Source organism: Microcoleus sp. AS-A8 (genome assembly GCA_039962225.1).
Classification (GTDB): Bacteria; Cyanobacteriota; Cyanobacteriia; order Cyanobacteriales; family Coleofasciculaceae; genus Allocoleopsis.
Map to the genome: position 1 here is coordinate 1 of JAMPKV010000017.1, position 18,816 is coordinate 18,816.

The 18,816-nt window shown below is 48.8% G+C and carries 19 protein-coding genes, 1 tRNA gene and 1 pseudogene; 14 read left to right on the forward strand and 7 right to left on the reverse strand.

The window, feature by feature from the left end; all coding sequences use genetic code 11:
* A partial coding sequence (locus NDI48_23135) for a hypothetical protein (protein ID MEP0834063.1) occupies positions 1-183 on the reverse strand: 183 nt, incomplete at its 3' end.
* Between the two features lie 343 nt (positions 184-526).
* Between NDI48_23135 and NDI48_23140 the strand changes: the two genes are divergently transcribed.
* From NDI48_23140 to NDI48_23155, 4 genes are all read left to right on the forward strand, one after another.
* Complete coding sequence (locus NDI48_23140) at positions 527-1,093, forward strand: photosystem I assembly protein Ycf4 (GenBank protein ID MEP0834064.1); 567 nt, start codon at positions 527-529, stop codon at positions 1,091-1,093.
* 87 nt (positions 1,094-1,180) lie between these two features.
* The gene (locus NDI48_23145; protein ID MEP0834065.1) at positions 1,181-1,936 is read left to right on the forward strand and encodes a peptidylprolyl isomerase; all 756 of its coding nucleotides are present in this window, start codon (positions 1,181-1,183) and stop codon (positions 1,934-1,936) included.
* A gap of 113 nt (positions 1,937-2,049) precedes the next feature.
* Positions 2,050-3,303 carry a beta-ketoacyl-ACP synthase gene (locus tag NDI48_23150; GenBank protein ID MEP0834066.1) on the forward strand — a complete coding sequence of 418 codons (1,254 nt, stop codon included), beginning with the start codon at positions 2,050-2,052 and terminating at the stop codon, positions 3,301-3,303.
* Positions 3,304-3,385: 82 nt separating this feature from the next.
* A complete protein-coding gene (locus tag NDI48_23155; GenBank protein ID MEP0834067.1) occupies positions 3,386-4,471 on the forward strand; it encodes an ATP-binding protein in 1,086 nt (361 codons plus the stop codon).
* Between the two features lie 127 nt (positions 4,472-4,598).
* On the opposite strand, the pseudogene tnpA reads toward NDI48_23155, so the two are convergent.
* Positions 4,599-5,006, reverse strand: a pseudogene (gene tnpA / locus NDI48_23160) (IS200/IS605 family transposase).
* 212 nt (positions 5,007-5,218) lie between these two features.
* Here tnpA and NDI48_23165 point away from each other — a divergent pair.
* The 3 genes from NDI48_23165 to NDI48_23175 all read left to right on the forward strand — a co-directional run bounded on the left by NDI48_23165 (position 5,219) and on the right by NDI48_23175 (position 8,169).
* Positions 5,219-6,760 (forward strand): FAD-binding oxidoreductase, encoded by a 1,542-nt coding sequence (locus NDI48_23165; GenBank protein MEP0834068.1) that lies wholly within the window; start codon positions 5,219-5,221, stop codon positions 6,758-6,760.
* A 98-nt stretch (positions 6,761-6,858) separates the two neighbouring features.
* Positions 6,859-7,254, forward strand: coding sequence for a photosystem II reaction center protein Psb28 (gene psb28, locus NDI48_23170; GenBank protein ID MEP0834069.1), 396 nt, complete (start codon positions 6,859-6,861; stop codon positions 7,252-7,254).
* Positions 7,255-7,257: 3 nt separating this feature from the next.
* Complete coding sequence (locus NDI48_23175) at positions 7,258-8,169, forward strand: TIGR01777 family oxidoreductase (GenBank protein ID MEP0834070.1); 912 nt, start codon at positions 7,258-7,260, stop codon at positions 8,167-8,169.
* A 248-nt stretch (positions 8,170-8,417) separates the two neighbouring features.
* Here NDI48_23175 and murA read toward each other — a convergent pair whose 3' ends face one another.
* Complete coding sequence (gene murA, locus NDI48_23180; protein ID MEP0834071.1) at positions 8,418-9,845, reverse strand: UDP-N-acetylglucosamine 1-carboxyvinyltransferase; 1,428 nt, start codon at positions 9,843-9,845, stop codon at positions 8,418-8,420.
* A 174-nt stretch (positions 9,846-10,019) separates the two neighbouring features.
* On the opposite strand from murA, the gene NDI48_23185 reads away from it, so the two are divergent.
* Positions 10,020-10,103: transfer RNA gene (locus NDI48_23185), tRNA-Leu, on the forward strand.
* Positions 10,104-10,181: 78 nt separating this feature from the next.
* Positions 10,182-10,985 (forward strand): RNA methyltransferase, encoded by an 804-nt coding sequence (locus NDI48_23190; GenBank protein MEP0834072.1) that lies wholly within the window; start codon positions 10,182-10,184, stop codon positions 10,983-10,985.
* A gap of 51 nt (positions 10,986-11,036) precedes the next feature.
* On the opposite strand, the gene NDI48_23195 is transcribed toward NDI48_23190, so the two are convergent.
* The gene (locus NDI48_23195; GenBank protein ID MEP0834073.1) at positions 11,037-11,285 is read right to left on the reverse strand and encodes a hypothetical protein; all 249 of its coding nucleotides are present in this window, start codon (positions 11,283-11,285) and stop codon (positions 11,037-11,039) included.
* A gap of 422 nt (positions 11,286-11,707) precedes the next feature.
* Between NDI48_23195 and lpdA the strand changes: the two genes are divergently transcribed.
* The 4 genes from lpdA (at position 11,708) to NDI48_23215 (ending at position 16,118) form a co-directional block, all read left to right on the forward strand.
* Positions 11,708-13,147: a dihydrolipoyl dehydrogenase gene (lpdA, locus tag NDI48_23200; GenBank protein MEP0834074.1), complete on the forward strand. Its 1,440-nt coding sequence runs from the start codon at positions 11,708-11,710 to the stop codon at positions 13,145-13,147.
* A gap of 72 nt (positions 13,148-13,219) precedes the next feature.
* Positions 13,220-14,107, forward strand: coding sequence for an indole-3-glycerol phosphate synthase TrpC (gene trpC / locus NDI48_23205; GenBank protein ID MEP0834075.1), 888 nt, complete (start codon positions 13,220-13,222; stop codon positions 14,105-14,107).
* 148 nt (positions 14,108-14,255) lie between these two features.
* Positions 14,256-14,543, forward strand: coding sequence for a DUF5340 domain-containing protein (locus NDI48_23210; protein MEP0834076.1), 288 nt, complete (start codon positions 14,256-14,258; stop codon positions 14,541-14,543).
* 423 nt (positions 14,544-14,966) lie between these two features.
* Positions 14,967-16,118, forward strand: a complete 1,152-nt coding sequence (locus NDI48_23215) for an alanine--glyoxylate aminotransferase family protein (protein ID MEP0834077.1) — start codon at positions 14,967-14,969, stop codon at positions 16,116-16,118.
* Positions 16,119-16,303: 185 nt separating this feature from the next.
* Here NDI48_23215 and NDI48_23220 read toward each other — a convergent pair whose 3' ends face one another.
* Positions 16,304-16,495, reverse strand: coding sequence for a DUF2949 domain-containing protein (locus NDI48_23220; protein ID MEP0834078.1), 192 nt, complete (start codon positions 16,493-16,495; stop codon positions 16,304-16,306).
* Between the two features lie 369 nt (positions 16,496-16,864).
* On the opposite strand from NDI48_23220, the gene NDI48_23225 reads away from it, so the two are divergent.
* Positions 16,865-17,005 carry a hypothetical protein gene (locus tag NDI48_23225; protein ID MEP0834079.1) on the forward strand — a complete coding sequence of 47 codons (141 nt, stop codon included), beginning with the start codon at positions 16,865-16,867 and terminating at the stop codon, positions 17,003-17,005.
* Between the two features lie 116 nt (positions 17,006-17,121).
* Here NDI48_23225 and NDI48_23230 read toward each other — a convergent pair whose 3' ends face one another.
* Together NDI48_23230 and NDI48_23235 are read right to left on the reverse strand one after the other, a co-directional pair.
* Positions 17,122-17,694 (reverse strand): DUF192 domain-containing protein, encoded by a 573-nt coding sequence (locus tag NDI48_23230; protein MEP0834080.1) that lies wholly within the window; start codon positions 17,692-17,694, stop codon positions 17,122-17,124.
* Positions 17,695-17,877: 183 nt separating this feature from the next.
* Complete coding sequence (locus tag NDI48_23235) at positions 17,878-18,573, reverse strand: response regulator transcription factor (GenBank protein MEP0834081.1); 696 nt, start codon at positions 18,571-18,573, stop codon at positions 17,878-17,880.
* Between the last annotated feature and the right edge of the window lie 243 nt (positions 18,574-18,816).

The window sequence follows — 18,816 nt, forward strand, 5'->3', positions numbered from 1 at the left end:
CAGCAGCAGGCCGGACCAGCCGACGAAGACGAAGCGATCGCGCTTGAGCCAGTCGTCGAGGACGTCAAACCATCCTCTCGTACTTGCCGCGCGTCCGACTGCTATTGTCATAGTTTCAAATCCTCTGACATCAATAATTTGCAAGGATTCCAGTTTGACGCTTTCGCGTAGGGTTGTTGACATCTCCACAGCTAAATCAGCGTGAAGTTCCTGTGAGGCCAGCCTGTCAGACTAACTTCTCTCAGAAAGGATGTGTCAGCCACCCAGTACCACTCACTAGCCTATTAGCTCGTGGCTGTTTAATGTTTCTTAACTTATCACATTTTTACGCGGCTACCCCGATCTCCTGTAAAGGAGGTAAGGCTTGCAGCGTTTACTTTCTAATCATAATGGATATCAAATTTTTTACAAATTGACACATACGTCCTCAGAATTTCGAGAGATCCGCTCTGCCTTTGCTAAAAATGCCATAGTAATGGCAGAGTGTGTTATGCAAATCGTGAGATAGAGGGGGCAGGATTGTTCCATGACAGCACAAACAACCCAACGCGAGAATCGCGTCATTCGTCAGCCGATTTTAGGTTCTCGCCGATTCAGTAACTACTGGTGGGCAATCATTGTCTCTGTGGGAGCAACAGGCTTTTTCTTGGCAGCACTTTCAAGTTACACCAAGGTGAATCTGCTTCCTGTGGGAGATGCGACCCAACTGATATTTATCCCTCAGGGGGCGGCGATGGGGTTCTATGGCCTTGCGGGTCTGCTCTTAGCCCTTTACCTGTGGCTCGTTATTTTGTTGGATGTTGGTGGCGGTTACAATGAGTTCAGCAAAGAAACCGGTATGGTGAAAATTTTTCGCTGGGGGTTTCCTGGGAAGAACCGTCGCATCGAGTTTAGCTGCCGCTTACAAGATGTCCAGTCGATTCGAGTAGATCTCAAAGAAGGTCTTAACCCAAAAAGAGCCCTTTATCTTCGAGCTAAAGACCGCAGGGAAATTCCTCTGACTCGCGTTGGGCAGCCCCTATCCTTGTCTGAGCTCGAAAATCAGGGCGCAGAAATTGCTCGTTTTCTAGCAGTTCCCCTAGAGGGCTTGTAACTCAATCTTGTAATTCATGCTGTTGAGTGGGAACAGATCTGCTTACTATGATTCAGTAGCTAAGGCTACAAGAACGGTGAATTAAACATGCAGATAAAAATCCAGCGTTGGTTATCGATACTTTTGATTGTTGTAGGTTTGGTGATGGGGGGATGTAGCACGCAAGAACCGACTCCCCTCAAATCCAGTAACCCAAAAGCCGCTGAAACAGCCTCTGCTCCAGCGGCTGAGCTACCCAGTTCTCAGCAGAGCAAGTTGCCAAGACTGGAAGGAAAGGCCACAGTGGTACTCAAGGTAAAAGGCTCACCGCTCACCATCGAAGTTGATGGAACCAATGCCCCCATTACAGCAGGAAATTTTGTAGACCTTGTCCAGCGCGGCGTCTACAAGGGACTGGTTTTTCACCGGGTGGTGCGAACCCCGGAACCCTTTGTTGTTCAGGGGGGTGACCCTCAAGGGAAAGATCCGAACTTTCCGGTAGAGCGATTGGGAACGGGGGGTTTTATCGATCCCCAAACCACTCAAGAACGCTATGTACCGCTAGAGATTAAGCCCAAAGACGCACAAGCTCCGATCTATAGCCAAACTTTCGATAAAGCTGGCATTGCTGTTCCCCCTCAACTCAAACATACTCGTGGTGCGGTGGCGATGGCTCGCTCAACCCCCCCTGACTCAGCCTCGTCACAGTTTTATATTGCCCTAACCGAACTGCCCTTTTTGGATGGAAACTATGCGGTCTTTGGGTATGTCACCAATGGTATGAACGTGGTAGACAAGATTCAGCAGGGCGATCGCATTGAGTCAGCTGAGGTGACCAAAGGAATCGAAAATCTCAAAAAATAGTAGGTTTGCGAATCTCCACACTCTACCTCTTCCCCTTCAAAGCCGTTGGCTGAAAATCCCCTCGATAGTTTAGACTTGATGAGGTTTGCTGGAACACTTGGGAGCAATTAGCTTTGGCTGCGGTGGAGGTAGTCGTTACTGGCATCGGTTTGCTCTCAGCTTTAGGTAGTCTGGAATCTAGCTGGCGGCATCTAATTAACGGAAAATCTGGAATCCAGCAACATCAACCGTTTCCAGAGTTTCCCGCCCGTCCCCTAGCGCTGATAGGTCAAACCGTAACATCCCTCAAGACGCTCACGCAGCAGGTTGTGGCTGATGCCCTTCAGGATGCTGATTTACCTATGCCATTGCCCGACTGTGGCGTGGTGATTGGCTCAAGTCGTAGCTGTCAGGCATCATGGGAGCAACTCGCCAAAAGGCTGGGGAGGAGACAATATGGAAACACTCAAAGCTTGACTGGGGAGACAAAGGGACATGGCGAGTTTGAAGAACTTTCCGCATCCCCGCGTTTTCCCCTCTCGGCGTCTTCTTCCCCCTCCCCAATCCTAAACTTAGACAATTGGTTGGATACGCTGCCGCATAGCGCCGCGATTACAGCCGCCCGTCAAGTTGGGTCACTAGGGCCGGTGCTTGCACCAATGGCGGCTTGTGCGACAGGAGTCTGGGCGATCGCTCAAGGCATGGAACTGATCCAGACAGGTCAATGTCAGCGAGTGATTGCGGGTGCAGTTGAAGCTCCCATCACTCCACTCACACTGACAGGGTTTGATAAAATGGGTGCTCTGGCTCAAACAGGAGCCTACCCTTTTGACAAGCGGCGGGAAGGTTTAGTTTTAGGAGAAGGAGCGGCTGTCTTAGTCTTAGAGTCAGCCGACTTGGTCGTCCATCGAGGTGATCGAGTTTATGGAAAGTTGCTGGGGTTTGGTTTAACGAGTGATGCTTATCACGTCAGTGCCCCAAATCCAGATCGACGCAGTGCGATCGCCGCTGTCAAGCAATGTCTAGAACGCAGTCATCTTTCCTCATCGGATATTGACTACATCCACGCTCACGGTACTGCTACCCAACTCAACGACTACAACGAAGCTGAGTTGATTCAGAGGGTGTTTGCCAGGGAGGTTCCGGTTAGTTCGACCAAAGGCGGAACAGGTCATACTCTCGGGGCATCTGGAGCCTTAGGCGTGGCTTTTGGTTTAAAAGCCTTAAAGCATCAACTTTTACCCCCTTGTGTGGGGTTGACGGAACCTGATTTTGAGTTGGATTTCGTAAAGACACCTCGCCCAGGCCAGATTCGGCAGGTGCTATGTTTGAGTTTTGGATTTGGCGGTCAGAATGCGGTGCTAGCTTTGGCTCAGGCATCAACGTGAGCCATCGCACTCTTTAGACGGGCGACAGATGTCAAGCTAAAATCAAGCAATTTGTGAGACTAACGATGCAGTTTTCTCTCCTATGGAACTGAAATCGCATAAATTTATATCCTTTTTTGAGCCTGAACAAGCTTCAGAACTATGCCGCATAGCGATTGTCGAAGACTTACCTGATCAGACCCTAATTTTTGATGAAGGCGATCCCGCCGATTTCTTGTACCTGGTTTTAGCTGGTCAAGTGGAATTTAGAAAACGGATCAGCCCTAATCACTATCAAACCCTAACCAAAGCTCTGCCGAATGGTTTCTTTGGGGAACTTGGGATTTTGGATGGACAACCCCGCAGCACCCAGGCGATTGCTTGTCAAGAGGCTACTTTAGCCAAGATTCCAGGTCATGCTCTGATGCAAATCTTGGAAAACACAAAAGGCAATGTAGCCATTAAGCTGTTTAGTTACATGATTCAACGTCTCAGGGACTCCACGGACGAATATGTGAAACAAGTGGTTCACAAAGAGAAAATGGTTCTGCTTGGGGAGATGCTGAACACTGTTATCCATGATTTTAAAAGTCCTTTGAGCGGAATTAATCTAGCTAGTGGCATGATTCAGGAACTACACTCCGATGAAGAAACCGTTGAGTGGTGCTATTTGATTCAAGCCCAGGCTCATCGAATGTCAGCAATGGCAGAAGAATTTTTGGAATTTGTGCGGGGCAATTCCGTATTAAATAAACAACCGATTAACCTTGCTGTGGTATTGCAGCTTTTTGAAAAACTCAATCGTGTTTACTTTCACGAGGCACAAGTTGAGTTTGTGATTCAGGCAGCAGATGTCGTCGTGAATGTGGATGAAAACAAACTCTTGCGTGTTGTGCAAAATTTGGTGGGAAACGCGGTTGAAGCTTTTAAGGGGTGTGGGGGTCGTGTGGAACTGACAGCTTGGGTGAACGAGTCAGGGGTGAATATCAAGATTCGTGATAATGGCCCAGGCATTCCAGACGCCATTAAAGACCGCTTATTTGAGGCATTTGTGACCTATGGTAAACATAGTGGCACTGGATTGGGAACCGCGATCGCAAAGTCGATTATCGATGCTCATGGGGGGCAGATTTCTTTTGAGTCCAGTTGCCAGCAAGGAACAACCTTTTACATCAGCCTTCCCTTGTGAACTCTCTAATCTAAATATTCCCGCACCCTAAAGGGTGGGGCTATACGAATGAAACCTGCCTACGCAGGCTATAATTAGCAAGTTTATCAGCCAGGGGGAGAAAGCTTGACGTTAAAAGCGCGGCTCCTTAGCTGAGTTCCCAGTCGGAGATGAGAGATTTTTGGCGATGGTGCTGCGCTTGGTTGCGAATGTAATCAGCGATTTGATCAATTTGATTATTACTGACTGTAAATGCGCCATAGCCACCTTGCCATTTGAAAAATTCGCCTGGTTTGATTTCGTGGGTGATTCAGTGAGAAGAGCTGCCTTTTGCTTTGTCAATTAGATCAGATATAGTCAACTTTGGTGGGAAACCCGTTAATAGGTGAACGTGATCTGCCATGCCGCCAATAGTAATTACTGTGCATTCTAATTGGCTACATTGTTTCACTATTGCGGCATAAATCACTTCTTGAATGTCTGGTGTTACTAAGGGTAATCTATCCCAAGTTCCCCAAACTAGGTGAAGGTACAACTGTGTAAAATTTCGATGCATTTTCCCTCTAGTAAAGAAGACCCTCACCCTTCAGGGTGGGGCTATACGAGCAAAGTCCTCGCTAAAGCTCCGGGCCTTCGGGGGCTATTAAGAATTTAGCCTGCGTAGGCAGGCTTCGTTTGTATAGCCGCGAGTTCACTCGTAGGGCTTCCTCCTCCAGACTCCAAGCCCATTAGGATGAAAAGGGAGCATCCCCGCCAAAAAAGACAGCCATGAGCCAAACCGAGCAAATTCTCTCTCAGCTACCCGGTAACCTTCTCGGACGCCTTCGGAGTGCAGATCAAGCTTGGCAAGCGCTGCGGGAAGACACAGCCCCAATTCCGTTTGTGGTCAAACAGAGCCAAGAGCCTTTAGGAACAGTGGATTGGGATGTTGTCATCTGTGGTGGCACCTTAGGAATTTTAATCGGCGCTGCCCTGCAAAAACGCGGCTGGCGAGTGGCTCTAATTGAACGAGGAATTTTGCGAGGAAGGGAACAGGAGTGGAATATCTCCCGCAAAGAATTACAGGTATTTTTAGAACTGGAACTGCTAGAGGAAGCACAATTAGAACAAGCGATCGCAACTGAATATAACCCCGCTCGCATCAGCTTTCACCAAGGCTCTGATTTCTGGATAAAGGATGTTCTCAACATTGGGGTTGACCCCATCTTTCTCCTCGATACCCTCAAGTCAACATTTCTGGACGCGGGGGGTCAACTGTTGGAAAAGACATCATTCGAGGGTGCTATCGTTCATCCCGATGGGGTTTTCGTTGACGCAGCTGGTGGATTAAAAACGCGGTTGCTCATCGACGCGATGGGACATTTTTCGCCCATTGTCAAACAGGCACGACAAGGCGAAAAACCAGAAGGTGTCTGCTTAGTTGTTGGTAGTTGTGCTCAAGGCTTTCCCCAAAATGAAACAGGCGATTTAATCGTTTCTTTTACGCCCATCCAAAATCAATGCCAATATTTTTGGGAGGCATTTCCGGCACGGGATGGTAGAACCACTTATTTATTCACCTACCTGGATGCTCACCCAGAACGCCCCAGTTTGGAGTTTTTATTTGAGGAATACCTGCGCCTCTTGCCAGAATACCAAGCTGTCGAATTATCCCAACTTGATTTTCAACGGGTGCTGTTTGGCTTCTTTCCTGCCTACCGTGACTCGCCGATTCGTCTACCTTGGAGCCGAATTTTACCCGTGGGTGATAGCAGTGGAGGTCAATCTCCGGTAAGTTTTGGTGGGTTTGGCTCCATGGTGAGACATCTCAAGCGTCTAACGGAGGGAATTCATGAAGCCCTGGAATATGACGCCTTAACCCAAAATGCGTTAACCCAGCTACAGCCTTATCAACCGAACATCGCCGTCACCTGGTTATTTCAACGAGCGATGAGCGTCGGGATCGAACAACAATTACCTACCAATCAAATTAACCAGCTTCTCACAGGCGTATTTCAGGCAATGGAACAGCTAGGAGACGATGTACTCCGCCCCTTCTTACAAGACGTTGTGCAATTCTCAGGGCTATCCAAAACACTATTCGTCACGTCACTTACTAAACCGGGACTTGTACTTCCAGTGATTCCTCAAGTCGGCCTGAGAACGCTCTTAGATTGGCTAATTCATTACATCAATCTAGGCATCTATACCGGCTTATATCCATTAGGGCAGCTCATCAGTGGCTCTGTAAAAACGCTACCGCCGATTTCTCAATATTACTGCCGCCGTTGGATTGAATCATGGCGCTATGGGTCTGGGAATGACCATTGAGTGAGAAACGTCAACCTCAAAAAAATAGGCCAAGCAGAATATTTTCTGTAGAGGTTTTAACTTTTGTATACTAATTTAATATTAAATTCACTTTTAACATGACTTCCCAAACCCCCTCGATTCAATTTTTTGAAGGAATTTTCGAAGAACTGAGCAACGTCAGCTTGCGGCAGAATCGGAACACCGGAGTCCGTTCAGTCTTGATGACCTTCAATACATTAAAGGCTTTAGAACGATTTCATAGCTTTACGAAACGCTCGTCTAATTCCATCTTGTTAACCGATGAAGAAGGTGTCATTACCGTTGAACCTTCTTCCGTGCAAATTTTATTCGGTGGTGCCGAGGGGGATGAACTCCAACGAGTGGAGTGCCAGTTTGAGATTGAGCGGGAAGATTATTGGGAACGCTTTATGCGCTTTATGCAGCGCTACGCCGAAGTCAATGATATGGCTTACAGCGAAATCGGGAAATCGACACAGAGTAACAAAAACTAAACCATGAAAGTAGCAATTACTGGAGCAACTGGATTTGTGGGCAGTCGCCTCGTGGAGCAACTCCAGGCACAAGGACATCAGCCACTTATATTCACCCGCAATCGGGAAGCGGGGTTACGCAAGTTCCCCAATTTGGAAATTGTAGCCTATACGCCTACTGAATCCGGTGACTGGCAAAAGGCGATCGCAGGTTGTGACGCCGTGGTACATCTAGCCGGAGAACCGATCGCAGAGAATCGCTGGACACCGCAGCAAAAAGAGGAGATTCTCAACAGCCGCAAGTTGGGCACGCAAAAAATAGTGGAAGCGATCGCTCAAGCGAATCCTAAGCCAAAGGTATTAGTGAACGCTTCTGCAATCGGTTACTACGGGACTAGCGAAACCGCCACCTTTGACGAAACCAGTCCTCCGGGTAACGATTTTCTGGCGGAAGTTTGTCAAGCTTGGGAGGCCGAAGCTCAGAAAGTGAAGGATGTGGGTGTCCGACTGGTGATTCTCCGGTTTGGTATTGTCCTAGGAAATGGTGGGGCACTCGCCAAAATGATACCCCCATTCCAATTCTTTGCGGGCGGCCCGATCGGTACCGGCCAGCAGTGGTTCGCTTGGATTCACCAGGACGACCTTGTCGGCTTGATTATGGAAGCCCTAAACCGATCTGACATGGAGGGCGTTTTCAATGCCACTGCACCCAATCCTGTGCGGATGTCAGAACTCTCTGAGAAGCTGGGGGATGTTCTCCATCGTCCTTCCTGGTTGCCAGTACCTAGTTTCGCCCTGGAAGCGCTGCTGGGAGAGGGGGCTAAAGTTGTTTTAGAAGGTCAACAGGTACTTCCCAAAAGAACCATTAGCTATGGTTTTAAATATCAATATCCAATCGTCAGGGAAGCTTTGACAGAAATTTTGAGTTCTAGCTAGAACGGACTGAATCGATTTTAGTCGTTGTGGGAGTTTGGGGGAGGGAATAACTATCTCATCCCCTCTTTCACTTTTGGCTGCCACAGGAGATAAGCGCGAGAGTTAATAAACGGCGATCGCTTCATCCATTCAGTGCTGAGCCATTAGTGCTGAAAGTGGCTGGCAGATCAGAGCCAATCCAAGACAGGACTCATAGTTGAGGACTGACGTTGAGTCAATAGCCGTTTGCTCTGGAGGTCGAACTCAGTCTATGAATGCGACGGCGTCGTAGGCACTTGGTTTGGAGCCGTCAACGTCTGATCGGCTTCAACCCCTGCATCAGTCTTATCCTGCACGCGCTCAATTTTTGCTCCCAATTGCCGCAACTTCCCTTCTAAGTCATAGTAACCCCGATCTAAATGATGCAGGCGCTGAATCGTCGTTTTTCCATCAGCCGCTAGCGCAGCTATCACCAACGCAGCTGAGGCTCGTAAGTCTGTGGCAACAACAGGAGCACCGGATAGCATCGATACCCCTCTGATTAAGGCATGTTTCCCTTTCACACGAATATCTGCGCCCATGCGATTTAACTCAGCAACATGACCCAGACGATTCTCAAACACCGTTTCGGTAATCACGCTGTCCCCTTCACTCTTGGTTAAGAGGGCCATAAACGGCGCTTGCATATCTGTCGGAAATCCTGGATAAGGCAAGGTTTCAATATCCGTTGCCCGGAGTCGGCCTGGAACAAGCCGTAGGCAATTGGGTCCCTCTGCAATTACCTTAGCCCCAATGTCTTGTAGCTTAGCAATCACAGCCGTGAGATGATCGGGCACAACGGGGGAGATGGTGATTTCCGAGTGGGTAATGGCTCCAGCCACTAAAAAGGTTCCTGCCTCAATTCGATCAGGAATAATCGGGTAGTCCACCGAGTGTAAGTTGGGAACACCGGAAATCACAATGGTGTTTGTGCCAGCACCGCGAATCCTGGCTCCCATCGCTTTACAGAAATTCGCCAAATCTACCACTTCTGGCTCCTGGGCGGCATTTTCCAGCGTCGTTTCGCCTTCGGCTAAGGTTGCCGCCATCATCAGGGTTTCCGTGGCTCCTACGCTGGGGTAGTCCAGGTAAATTTTTGCCCCTTTTAACTTGGGGTTCCGTCCAGGGACATAGGCGTGAACCATTCCATGATCGATGTGTACCTCGGCTCCCATCGCTTGTAAGCCCCGGACATGGAGGTCTACGGGTCTAGCACCAATGGCACAACCGCCCGGTAACGGGACACGAGCCGCTCCCAATCGCGCTAGCACAGGACCAATTACAAAGAAGCTAGCTCGTAGCTGGCTGACCAATTCGTAAGGCGCTTGGGACTGTTGGAGGTGACGAGCATCAATGTCGAGCGTGTCACCGTTACGTTCTATCTTCAGACCTAGAGCCGCTAGAATCTGGCTCATCCGTGCCACATCTACCAGAGAGGGCACATTACGCAGTCGGCAATCATCAGGACAAAGTACAGCCCCTGCCATGATGGCCAAGGCCGAGTTTTTGGCTCCACTAATTTTGACCTGCCCGTGTAGGGAATTTCTGCCCCAAATCTGTAACACGGATTTGTCTTCTTCGGGTAAAGAGTGGCTATCTGTCAGGCTCAGAGAGTGATTGATGGGTCTATCCTCCAGAATCAGGGAATTCCTTGGCATTTTTTAAAATTTGGTTCTGATTCTACCTGAAAGATTTTAAATGTCTACATAAAAAGCCAGCTTAATCGTCCACAAGTTTTGAATTTAACCCTATTCTTATTCCTTATCAGAAAAATTAGTTGACAAACTCTCACAAATGCAGCACTATAGGAAACTGCGTGGAAAAAAGCGCAAGCGGAACTGGCGGAATTGGTAGACGCGCTAGATTCAGGTTCTAGTGTCTGCAAAGACTTCCGGGTTCAAGTCCCGGGTTCCGCATCACAATTTTGAATGCAAAGATTTTAAATTTTGGATTGATCGCCCATCTAAAATCCAAGTTTAAAATCTAAAAATACGATGCTGACCAGTCTTCAGAATCCTCTCGTTAAGCAAATTAGGAAGCTGCACAATGCCAAGGGACGGCGAGAGCAGCAACTCTTTTTGTTAGAGGGAACTCACCTTTTAGAAGAAGCTTGTGCGGTAGGTTATCCCTTGGTTACGGTTTGCTTTACGCCAGAATGGCAAGAGCGTCATCAGCAACTTTGGCAAGATGCGGCTTCGCGATGTCAACGAGCCGAATTGGTGAGTCCGGAAGTCCTTAAGGCGCTCGCAACGACTGTTCAACCGGATGGGGTTGTGGCAACGGCACAGCGCTTTCTTACCTCTGATTCAGCGCCTCTCCCAGAGGTACCTCTCCTCACGGGTGTCGGTCTAGCTTTGGAGACGCTGCAAGATCCAGGCAACCTCGGAACGATCATTCGCACAGCCGCCGCCGCAGGTACCGATCGCTTGTGGTTGAGTACGGATAGTGTGGACGTGGACAATCCGAAAGTGTTGCGCTCTTCAGCAGGTCAGTGGTTCCGGCTTCCTGTGACAATCAGCCCTGATTTGCAAGAGGTTGTTAGCCAATGTCAGGCTCAAGGAATACAAGTCGTCGCCACACTCCCGGATGCCACATTGAATTACTGGGACATCGATTTGCGCGGCCCCACCCTAATTCTGCTAGGGAATGAGGCGGCTGGACTTAGAACTGACTTAGCCATCCAAGCGGATCGACAGGTCAAAATTCCGCTCATGCCGGGAGTAGAGTCCTTAAATGTGGCGATCGCGGCCGCTTTGATGCTATATGAAGCCCAACGACAACGCCACAAGCAGGGTTGAAGGTTGTTCTACCTAGCCCCTCCCAAGGCTGGGTGGGAAAGTTGGACTTGTCTATTCAGCCTCGTCATCCAACATTCCAGCTTGTGGTAGCTGTTTGTCCTCAAAAAAGGCAGCTAGATCAGCCGCCGCTTCTTCCCACAGATTGGAGTCATGCTGGTTTTGGCGAGAAAAGTCACCTTCTAACGGCAAATCAGATTCCGTGGCTTGAAGCTCTGGAGGTAAGATATTCTCTAACTGCTCCAACGATTCCCTAAAAGCTCTGTCCGCAAAGTTCCGTAGATTTGGCTGATGCTCTTGCATAATGATTGACTCCCAAAACACCCTTTAATCGCAGAACAGCCGATGAAAACTTCTAAGATACATCATGATGCTTGGGGAAGTTTGAAGGCCATAATCAGGCAGGAAAAATTCTAAAGAATTACAGTAGGAACGATGCAGTCTGAAGGGTTTCCGACTTCCCGATTCCGAAAAAACTGACGACTGGGGACTGCAACCAAACAAAATTTTGTAACATCCTCCATGCCCAATTTGTTCATCCTCCAATTAGGGCAACGACCAACCACGCTATAAAATTTGGGATTTTAGTTGGGCGGAGAAACTCAAACCATAACTGCTGCTAGGGTTCCCGCTATGGCAGCCAGAGGAACGAGTGAATTAAACTAAATACTTGTGTTCATAGATTGCACAAGTTAAGAATAGGGAGGGCGATAGGCATTACACAGATGAATGTGAGTCAAGAATTTGATTACGATTTGGTGATTATTGGAGCTGGTGTGGGCGGACATGGCGCGGCTTTACATGCCGTTAGCTGTGGATTGAAAACCGCAATTATTGAAGCGGCACAGATGGGGGGTACCTGTGTCAATCGAGGCTGCATCCCATCAAAAGCGTTATTGGCCGCATCGGGGCGGGTGCGGGAGCTACGGAACGCCCACCACCTGAAGTCCTTGGGTATTCAGGTGGGCAGTGTGGAGTTTGATCGGCAAGCGATCTCCAGCCATGCGACCAATCTGGTGAGTAAAATTCGCGGCGATCTTACCAATAGCCTCAAACGTTTAGGTGTTGATATTATTCAGGGTTGGGGTAGGGTCGCTGGACAGCAAAAAGTCACCGTGGCTACAGACAGTGGCGAAAAAACCATTACAGCAAAAGATATTCTGCTATCCACAGGTTCCATTCCTTTCGTCCCTCCGGGGATAGAGATTGATGGCAAAACGGTGTTTACCAGTGACGATGCCGTAAAGCTAGATTGGCTACCCGACTGGGTCGCCATTATTGGCAGTGGTTACATTGGTCTGGAGTTTGCTGATGTTTACACGGCTCTAGGGTCTGAAATTACGATGATCGAAGCCCTCGACCAATTGATGCCGACCTTTGACCCGGATATTGCTAAATTGGCAACACGCATTCTGATCACACCCCGTGATATTGAAACCCATGTGGGTGTGTTTGCCACAAAAGTGATTCCGGGTTCACCCGTGGTGATTGAACTGACGAACCCCAAAACCAAAGAAGTCGTGGATGTTCTGGAAGTGGATGCCTGCCTGGTGGCAACCGGTCGGATTCCAGCCACCAAAAATCTAGGACTAGACGCGGTGGGTGCCGAAACCGATCGCAGGGGCTTTATTCCGGTCAATGACACCATGGCAGTCCTGTCAGGAGGTGAGCCAGTGCCACACTTGTGGGCGATTGGCGATGCGACGGGTCAAATGATGCTGGCTCATGCCGCCTCCGCTCAAGGAATTGCGGCAGTCGAAAATATGTGTGGTCGTCACCGTACTGTAGACTATCGCAGCATCCCAGCCGCCGCCTTTACTCATCCAGAAATTAGCTATGTGGGACTGACAGAACCCGCTGCTAAAGAACTGGGTGAGAAAGAGGGATTTGAGGTGGCTACGGTTCGGTCATACTTTAAGGGGAATTCTAAAGCGATCGCAGAAGGAGAAGCCGATGGTATAGCTAAAGTAATCTACCGTCCAGATACAGGCGAAGTCCTCGGTGTTCATATTTTGGGACTCCACGCCTCTGATTTGATTCACGAGGCATCCAATGCAATCGCGCAGCGTCAGTCCGTTAACACTCTTGCCTACTTAGTCCATGCTCACCCCACCCTGTCGGAAGTGCTGGATGAAGCCTACAAACGAGCTGTGCTGAGTCATTAGTCAGTTCAACGTTGTCAGTTGACCCAAAACCAATGACTAATGACCAATGACCAATGACCCCTAACCTAACTCATGCAAATTCGCCGACGCCCACCTAGTCCCCCTGTTGACATCAGCATCATTCGTTATCAAGTTAAAGTCCCAGACGCTGAGCCACGCCATATCCTGGAAGAAATTGTCTGGCACAAAGAGGCGGAAGTTGACCAGATGCGAGAACGCCTGCCGTTGGTGGAATTGCGTAAGCAGGTGCAAACCGCACCGGCTCCCCGTGACTTCCAAGCTGCCTTGCTCTGTGGTAAAACGCGTCCAGCCTTGATTGCTGAAGTCAAAAAGGCATCACCCAGTAAGGGAGTCATCCGTGAGGATTTTGATCCAGCCGCGATCGCTCAAGCCTACCACCAAGGCGGTGCAACGGCGATCTCTGTGCTCACGGATCAAAAATTCTTTCAGGGCAGTTGGGAAAATTTGAGTCAGGTTCGTGCTGCCATTGACCTACCAGTCTTATGTAAAGAGTTCATTATCTATCCTTATCAAATCTACCTCGCCCGCTGTTATGGAGCCGATGCGGTTTTACTGATTGCCGCCATTCTGTCTGATCAAGACCTCCAGTACTTTGTCAAAATTGCTAAATCTTTGTCCATGACCCCCTTGATTGAGGTTCATACTCTTCAAGAGTTAGACCGCGTGTTATCTCTAGATGGGGTTACCCTGGTGGGTATTAATAATCGCAACTTGGAAGACTTTTCGATCGATCTGCAAACAACCTGCCATCTGCTAGAGGCGCGGAGTCATCAGCTCCAAGAGCGCGGTATAGCGGTTGTCAGCGAATCGGGACTTCATACAACCGCTGATTTGGAGCGAGTGGCCTGTGCGGGGGCGACTGCCGTTCTTATCGGTGAGTCATTGGTGAAACAACCTGACCCAGCTATTGCGATCGCCGATTTGTTTGCTAAGGCATGACTTGTACCCTAGGAATGCTTTTTCAATGGCGAGAACTCTCAGGGGCTTGTAGGCACGAGTGAGTTTCCGGCTCACCTCAAGCGCTAAGCGCCCCTAAGAGGATGTTTCGCTACCGCAGATTCGTCCATTTCGAGGTAAACCAGCTTTCATGGAGCCAATCCCCCTTCCCTCTTATATCCATTACGAACTGCTTCTCCAACTTCTAGAGCGTCAAACTTCCTTTGCGGTGAGTCAAAAACCAGCCGTTCGAGAGCAAGTTCATCAATTAATCAGCACCCTCCGCAAAGCCTTGGCTCAGCAGAAGCAACTTGAACAAAGCTGTCAGCGAGCTAACATACCCGTTGAGTATCGCTGGTCTCTCAATAGCGCTAGCTTGGAGCCAGACCATTCTGCCGACGTTTTTCCCCTAGGTCAGAAACCTGAAGTTAGCAAGTGAGTTCCTATCCAGTTGCATCTACATTTTAAGGCCGAGAAAAATCAGAGGGTGGGCGGGATGCCCATCCCACCATCAAGAAATTTTCTCGTGGGCTAGGTATCCCGCTTACCCCGTGAAAGGTTGGTTGTGGCTGGTGAACACCCCCTGATACCCCATCTGTTTCGATAACTCCCTTATTCCCCAAAGGAGGGGGAGAGTGGAGGAGATTGTTTAGGCCCTTAAAAAAGGGGTCTACAATTCGGATTTGATATGAGCTAGCGCTCACAACAAACAATGACACTTATTTTTCTTAACTTTTGACTTTTTGACTTTCCCAAGAGATTCAAGGGTCAAATAAAGCCAAGAAAATCCCTTGCTTCCAGCACAGGCCAACCGATTGTGAGATCCTGGAGCAGGCGGAGCGAGAAGATGGAGAACTACCCAATGGACAACAAGCACATGCTGATGATTCCTGGGCCGACACCGGTACCAGAACAAGTGTTATTGGCCTTGGCTGGGCACCCAATCAGCCACCGTAGCGACGAATTTAGCGCCATTATGGCAGAGGTGACCCAAAACCTCAAATGGCTGCACCAGACTGAGAATGATGTGTTGGTGTTGACGGCGAGTGGTACCGGTGCGATGGAAGCAGGGATTATTAACTTTTTAAGTCCCGGCGATCGCGTTTTGGTGGGATGTAACGGGAAATTTGGTGATCGCTGGGCGGATTTGTGTGCCGCCTTTGGCCTTGAAGTCGAAAAAATTACGGCTCAATGGGGTAAATCTTTAGATACGGAGCAGTTTAGAGAAAAACTAGCCGCCGACAGGGACAAGCAAATCAAAGCGGTGATCATCACCCATTCTGAAACCTCGACGGGTGTCCTCAACGACCTAGAAACCCTTAACCGTCATGTCAAAGAACATGGCGAAGCGCTGATAATTGTTGACGCGGTTACGAGCTTAGGTTCGGTTCATCTACCGATTGATCGCTGGGGGCTTGATGTCGTGGCTTCGGGTTCCCAAAAGGGCTATATGACTCCCCCTGGATTGGCCTTTGTTTCGGTTAGCCCCAAAGCCTGGGAAGCTTATCAAACCGCTAAGTTGCCCCGTTTTTACCTAGATTTAGGGGTGTACAAAAAAGCGGCGGCGAATAATATTAATCCCTTTACTCCACCCGTCAACTTGGTTGTGGCGCTACAAGTGGCGCTGCGGATGATGCAAGCAGAAGGGTTAGATTCTATCTTCGCTCGTCATCAGCGTCTGATGAAGGCAACACGGGAAGCTCTGAAAGCTCTCTCGCTACCTCTGTTTGCGGCGGATGAGGTGGCGAGTCCAGCCATTACGGCTGTGGCACCTGTATCGGTTGACTCAGAACAAATCAGATCTGTGATACAAAAGCGCTTTGATATTGCTCTGGCGGGGGGACAAGACCACCTTAAAGGAAAAATCTTCCGTATTGGTCACCTTGGCTTTGTGAGCGATCGCGACATTCTGTGCCTGATTGCGGCTCTCGAAAGCACTCTTCAAGAATTGGCCTATGAATCTTTCATGCCTGGAGTCGGTGTGGCAGCAGCAGCCAGAGTCATGAGTCATTAGAAATCCTCATGATTTATCACCTGGATTCATGACTAAAAGAGCGAGTCGCTCATTGACCCGCTCTTTTTTATATGGGATAAATTGTGAAGGAAAACAAAATATTGAAAATTGCCTAGGAGTTAGGTTAACCCAAAGGCGTAAGCGCTTGGACATGATTCGTTTGCTCCTCGCCGATTGGTTCAGTCTCAGACTGTTTCCAGCCAGTCATAAATTCGGTCTAGCTGCTCAAGGGTTACTAAACCGTACTGCCAAAGAATCATCGGCAATGGGCCTGGGTCATGCTCACGATACCGTTGCGCGATCGCCAGCGAGTCTGTGGGAATGGCTAACTCTTCTTGAAGAAAGCGAAGAAATCGAGTATAGGTTGTAGGGGTCATAGTTGCTTTCACCTCCTCTGGTCTGCTCTATTTTGGAATTAGAGGGTTGCATCCTGAAAGCTTCGGTAGCCAGTCTTCAATCCGTCCACCGTTTGCTGATTCTTGTTCTCTATGTTGAGGGTAAGAACCATTGTGACTTGTGTTCCAAATCACCAGCTATCAGAGATTTTCATCAGTTGAGTTTGTTTCTTACGCTGAGCGCCCTACAAAATTTCGCTACTAAAAGCTATGCCCTTAGATAGGATAAGATCGTAAGTCGGTCAAGCCCGCTTTGCTGAACTGGATACTCAAAACCAAAACACGGCAACCTTAAGCCAAGTTTGCTTAATGATGATCTACTCCAGCGATTGAATTCAAGCCATCTGTAAAATGGCAGATTTCCCACCGGGTGTACGTTATTTGTTAAACTCTCCTCACACCATCCTGCCAACGGGAACCCCCTTGGCGACTCGTACACTCTTTCCTTCTCGGCTCAGCCTTTGGATAGCTCAAGCGCGATTAGGTTATTAGTAGTCAATAATACCTAAAATTTTGACCACTGAAGTCTGCCTATGGAAAGAGTAGCTCATTTTCGCTACAAAACTATAAAATGTTCATGATTTTTTTTCAAGATTCTTAATAAGAATTTAAGAAGTGGGTCGAGGGGTAGGGGGGTTATTGCTGTCCAGGAATTGAATGCTGACGCGATCGCCCACCTTTAAACCGAGTTCTGCCGCACGCCCCGCACGCAGTTCAATCACTTGGTCAATCAGGATCGTGTTTTGAGGGCCATAAGAGGGACAGGGGTCGGCCTTACAGGGGGGGACATTGGCGACAATGGCTTTCACTTGCCCGTCTCGCAAAAAAATCATATCGAGGGGAATTTTAGTATTCTTCATCCAAAAGCTGGTCGGTTGCGGCGGGTCAAAGGGAAACAACATTCCCCGGTTATCCGCTAGAGACGTTCGATACATCAACCCCATTTGCTGCTGCTGGCGCGTCCGTGCCACTTCGAGTGAAATCCGCTGACCTCTGATCTCAGCTTGAGCAGAAATAGGTAACATTTGACCGGCATTTGTAGGTGACGAGGAGACGACTGGAGCAGGCGTTGGTTGTTGACTTAAGAGCCTCTCCTGCCCCGATTCGGCTGGCACGGATGAGGCACAGCTCATTAACAAAAGACTCAATACTATTCCTGATAAACCCATCTGACACTTCATCAACGTCTTTCCGCTCAATATGCCATTTATTCTCAAAGGATGTTCACCCATCCGTCTCTGGTACGGAACACCCTTAATCGCTAAGTGAGCGCTGATCGGTTGGTAATGTTCCCGACTCAGAGAGGTTGATGCTCAACAGCGAGAGCCGAGGAAAAGCCATTCCCCACTGCCATTCCCAACGCTCTACGACTCTCGCAATACATACCCGACGCCCCGCACAGTTTGAATCAAGCGCTTTTCGCCTTCATCTTCAATTTTGAGACGTAAATAACGAATGTAGACCTCAATCACATTCGACTCTCCCATAAAATCGTAACCCCAAACATTTTCGAGAATTTGTTCGCGGGTTAAGACCTCGCGGGGATGCATCATTAAATATTTAAGGAGTTCAAACTCCTTCATGGTTAAGTCAATCGCCCGCCCTCCGCGCATCGCACGACGCGTTGTCAAATCTAAAACCAGTTCCCCAAATCTTAGCTGTTCCGTAGCATTTGTTTTCGGCTCTAGATACAGCCGCACCATCTGTAGAAAAGGTTCAGTGCGATAAGGTTTAAGGAAATAATCATCAGCTCCAGACTCCAGACAAGCCACCCGATCATCTACGGTGTCACGAGCCATCAGCAGGAGTATCGGCACGCGAGAGCCGGAACTTCTAATTTGAGTACACAATCTCAGTCCTGACTCGCCAGCAAGCGCTCGATCCACAACAACCATAGCCGGTTGGAGTTCACAGGCTTGATGCCAGCCGCTACTAGCATCATGTGCAACGACAGTACAATATCCTGCTTCTTTCAAATCCAGGCTCAGTCGTTCAGCAAAAGCTTCGTCTGTTTCTACAACTAAGACACAGGGATTAGGGTCAAGGGTAGCAGAGTGCATGGGCAGAGCTTGTACTTTCAACCTGGGTATATACCTGAGCTATCTTCCTTGTTGTAGCATGTCTTGACCGTCCGTTACACAGGGGTTTGGCTTAAAACATCGATTCACTAATCAAACAATCGCTTGAGACTTTTGCCAAACGTCAAAAAAGAGAGGAAGGGAATCTGATGCATTTGCCTTATTTCCGTGTTGAGACTACTCATGATGAATATTAGAGCGGAGTTTTAGGGAATGTTAATTACG

What these genes read in the sequence shown, in the direction of transcription:
- NDI48_23140 (MEP0834064.1), top strand. Translation starts at nt 527, where the DNA reads ATGACAGCACAAACAACCCAACGCGAGAATCGCGTCATTCGTCAGCCG.
- NDI48_23145 (MEP0834065.1), top strand. Translation starts at nt 1,181, where the DNA reads ATGCAGATAAAAATCCAGCGTTGGTTATCGATACTTTTGATTGTTGTA.
- NDI48_23155 (MEP0834067.1), top strand. Translation starts at nt 3,386, where the DNA reads ATGGAACTGAAATCGCATAAATTTATATCCTTTTTTGAGCCTGAACAA.
- NDI48_23165 (MEP0834068.1), top strand. Translation starts at nt 5,219, where the DNA reads ATGAGCCAAACCGAGCAAATTCTCTCTCAGCTACCCGGTAACCTTCTC.
- psb28 (MEP0834069.1), top strand. Translation starts at nt 6,859, where the DNA reads ATGACTTCCCAAACCCCCTCGATTCAATTTTTTGAAGGAATTTTCGAA.
- NDI48_23175 (MEP0834070.1), top strand. Translation starts at nt 7,258, where the DNA reads ATGAAAGTAGCAATTACTGGAGCAACTGGATTTGTGGGCAGTCGCCTC.
- murA (MEP0834071.1), bottom strand. Translation starts at nt 9,845, where the DNA reads ATGCCAAGGAATTCCCTGATTCTGGAGGATAGACCCATCAATCACTCT.
- NDI48_23190 (MEP0834072.1), top strand. Translation starts at nt 10,182, where the DNA reads ATGCTGACCAGTCTTCAGAATCCTCTCGTTAAGCAAATTAGGAAGCTG.
- NDI48_23195 (MEP0834073.1), bottom strand. Translation starts at nt 11,285, where the DNA reads ATGCAAGAGCATCAGCCAAATCTACGGAACTTTGCGGACAGAGCTTTT.
- lpdA (MEP0834074.1), top strand. Translation starts at nt 11,708, where the DNA reads ATGAATGTGAGTCAAGAATTTGATTACGATTTGGTGATTATTGGAGCT.
- trpC (MEP0834075.1), top strand. Translation starts at nt 13,220, where the DNA reads ATGCAAATTCGCCGACGCCCACCTAGTCCCCCTGTTGACATCAGCATC.
- NDI48_23210 (MEP0834076.1), top strand. Translation starts at nt 14,256, where the DNA reads ATGGAGCCAATCCCCCTTCCCTCTTATATCCATTACGAACTGCTTCTC.
- NDI48_23215 (MEP0834077.1), top strand. Translation starts at nt 14,967, where the DNA reads ATGGACAACAAGCACATGCTGATGATTCCTGGGCCGACACCGGTACCA.
- NDI48_23220 (MEP0834078.1), bottom strand. Translation starts at nt 16,495, where the DNA reads ATGACCCCTACAACCTATACTCGATTTCTTCGCTTTCTTCAAGAAGAG.
- NDI48_23225 (MEP0834079.1), top strand. Translation starts at nt 16,865, where the DNA reads ATGGCAGATTTCCCACCGGGTGTACGTTATTTGTTAAACTCTCCTCAC.
- NDI48_23230 (MEP0834080.1), bottom strand. Translation starts at nt 17,694, where the DNA reads ATGAAGTGTCAGATGGGTTTATCAGGAATAGTATTGAGTCTTTTGTTA.
- NDI48_23235 (MEP0834081.1), bottom strand. Translation starts at nt 18,573, where the DNA reads ATGCACTCTGCTACCCTTGACCCTAATCCCTGTGTCTTAGTTGTAGAA.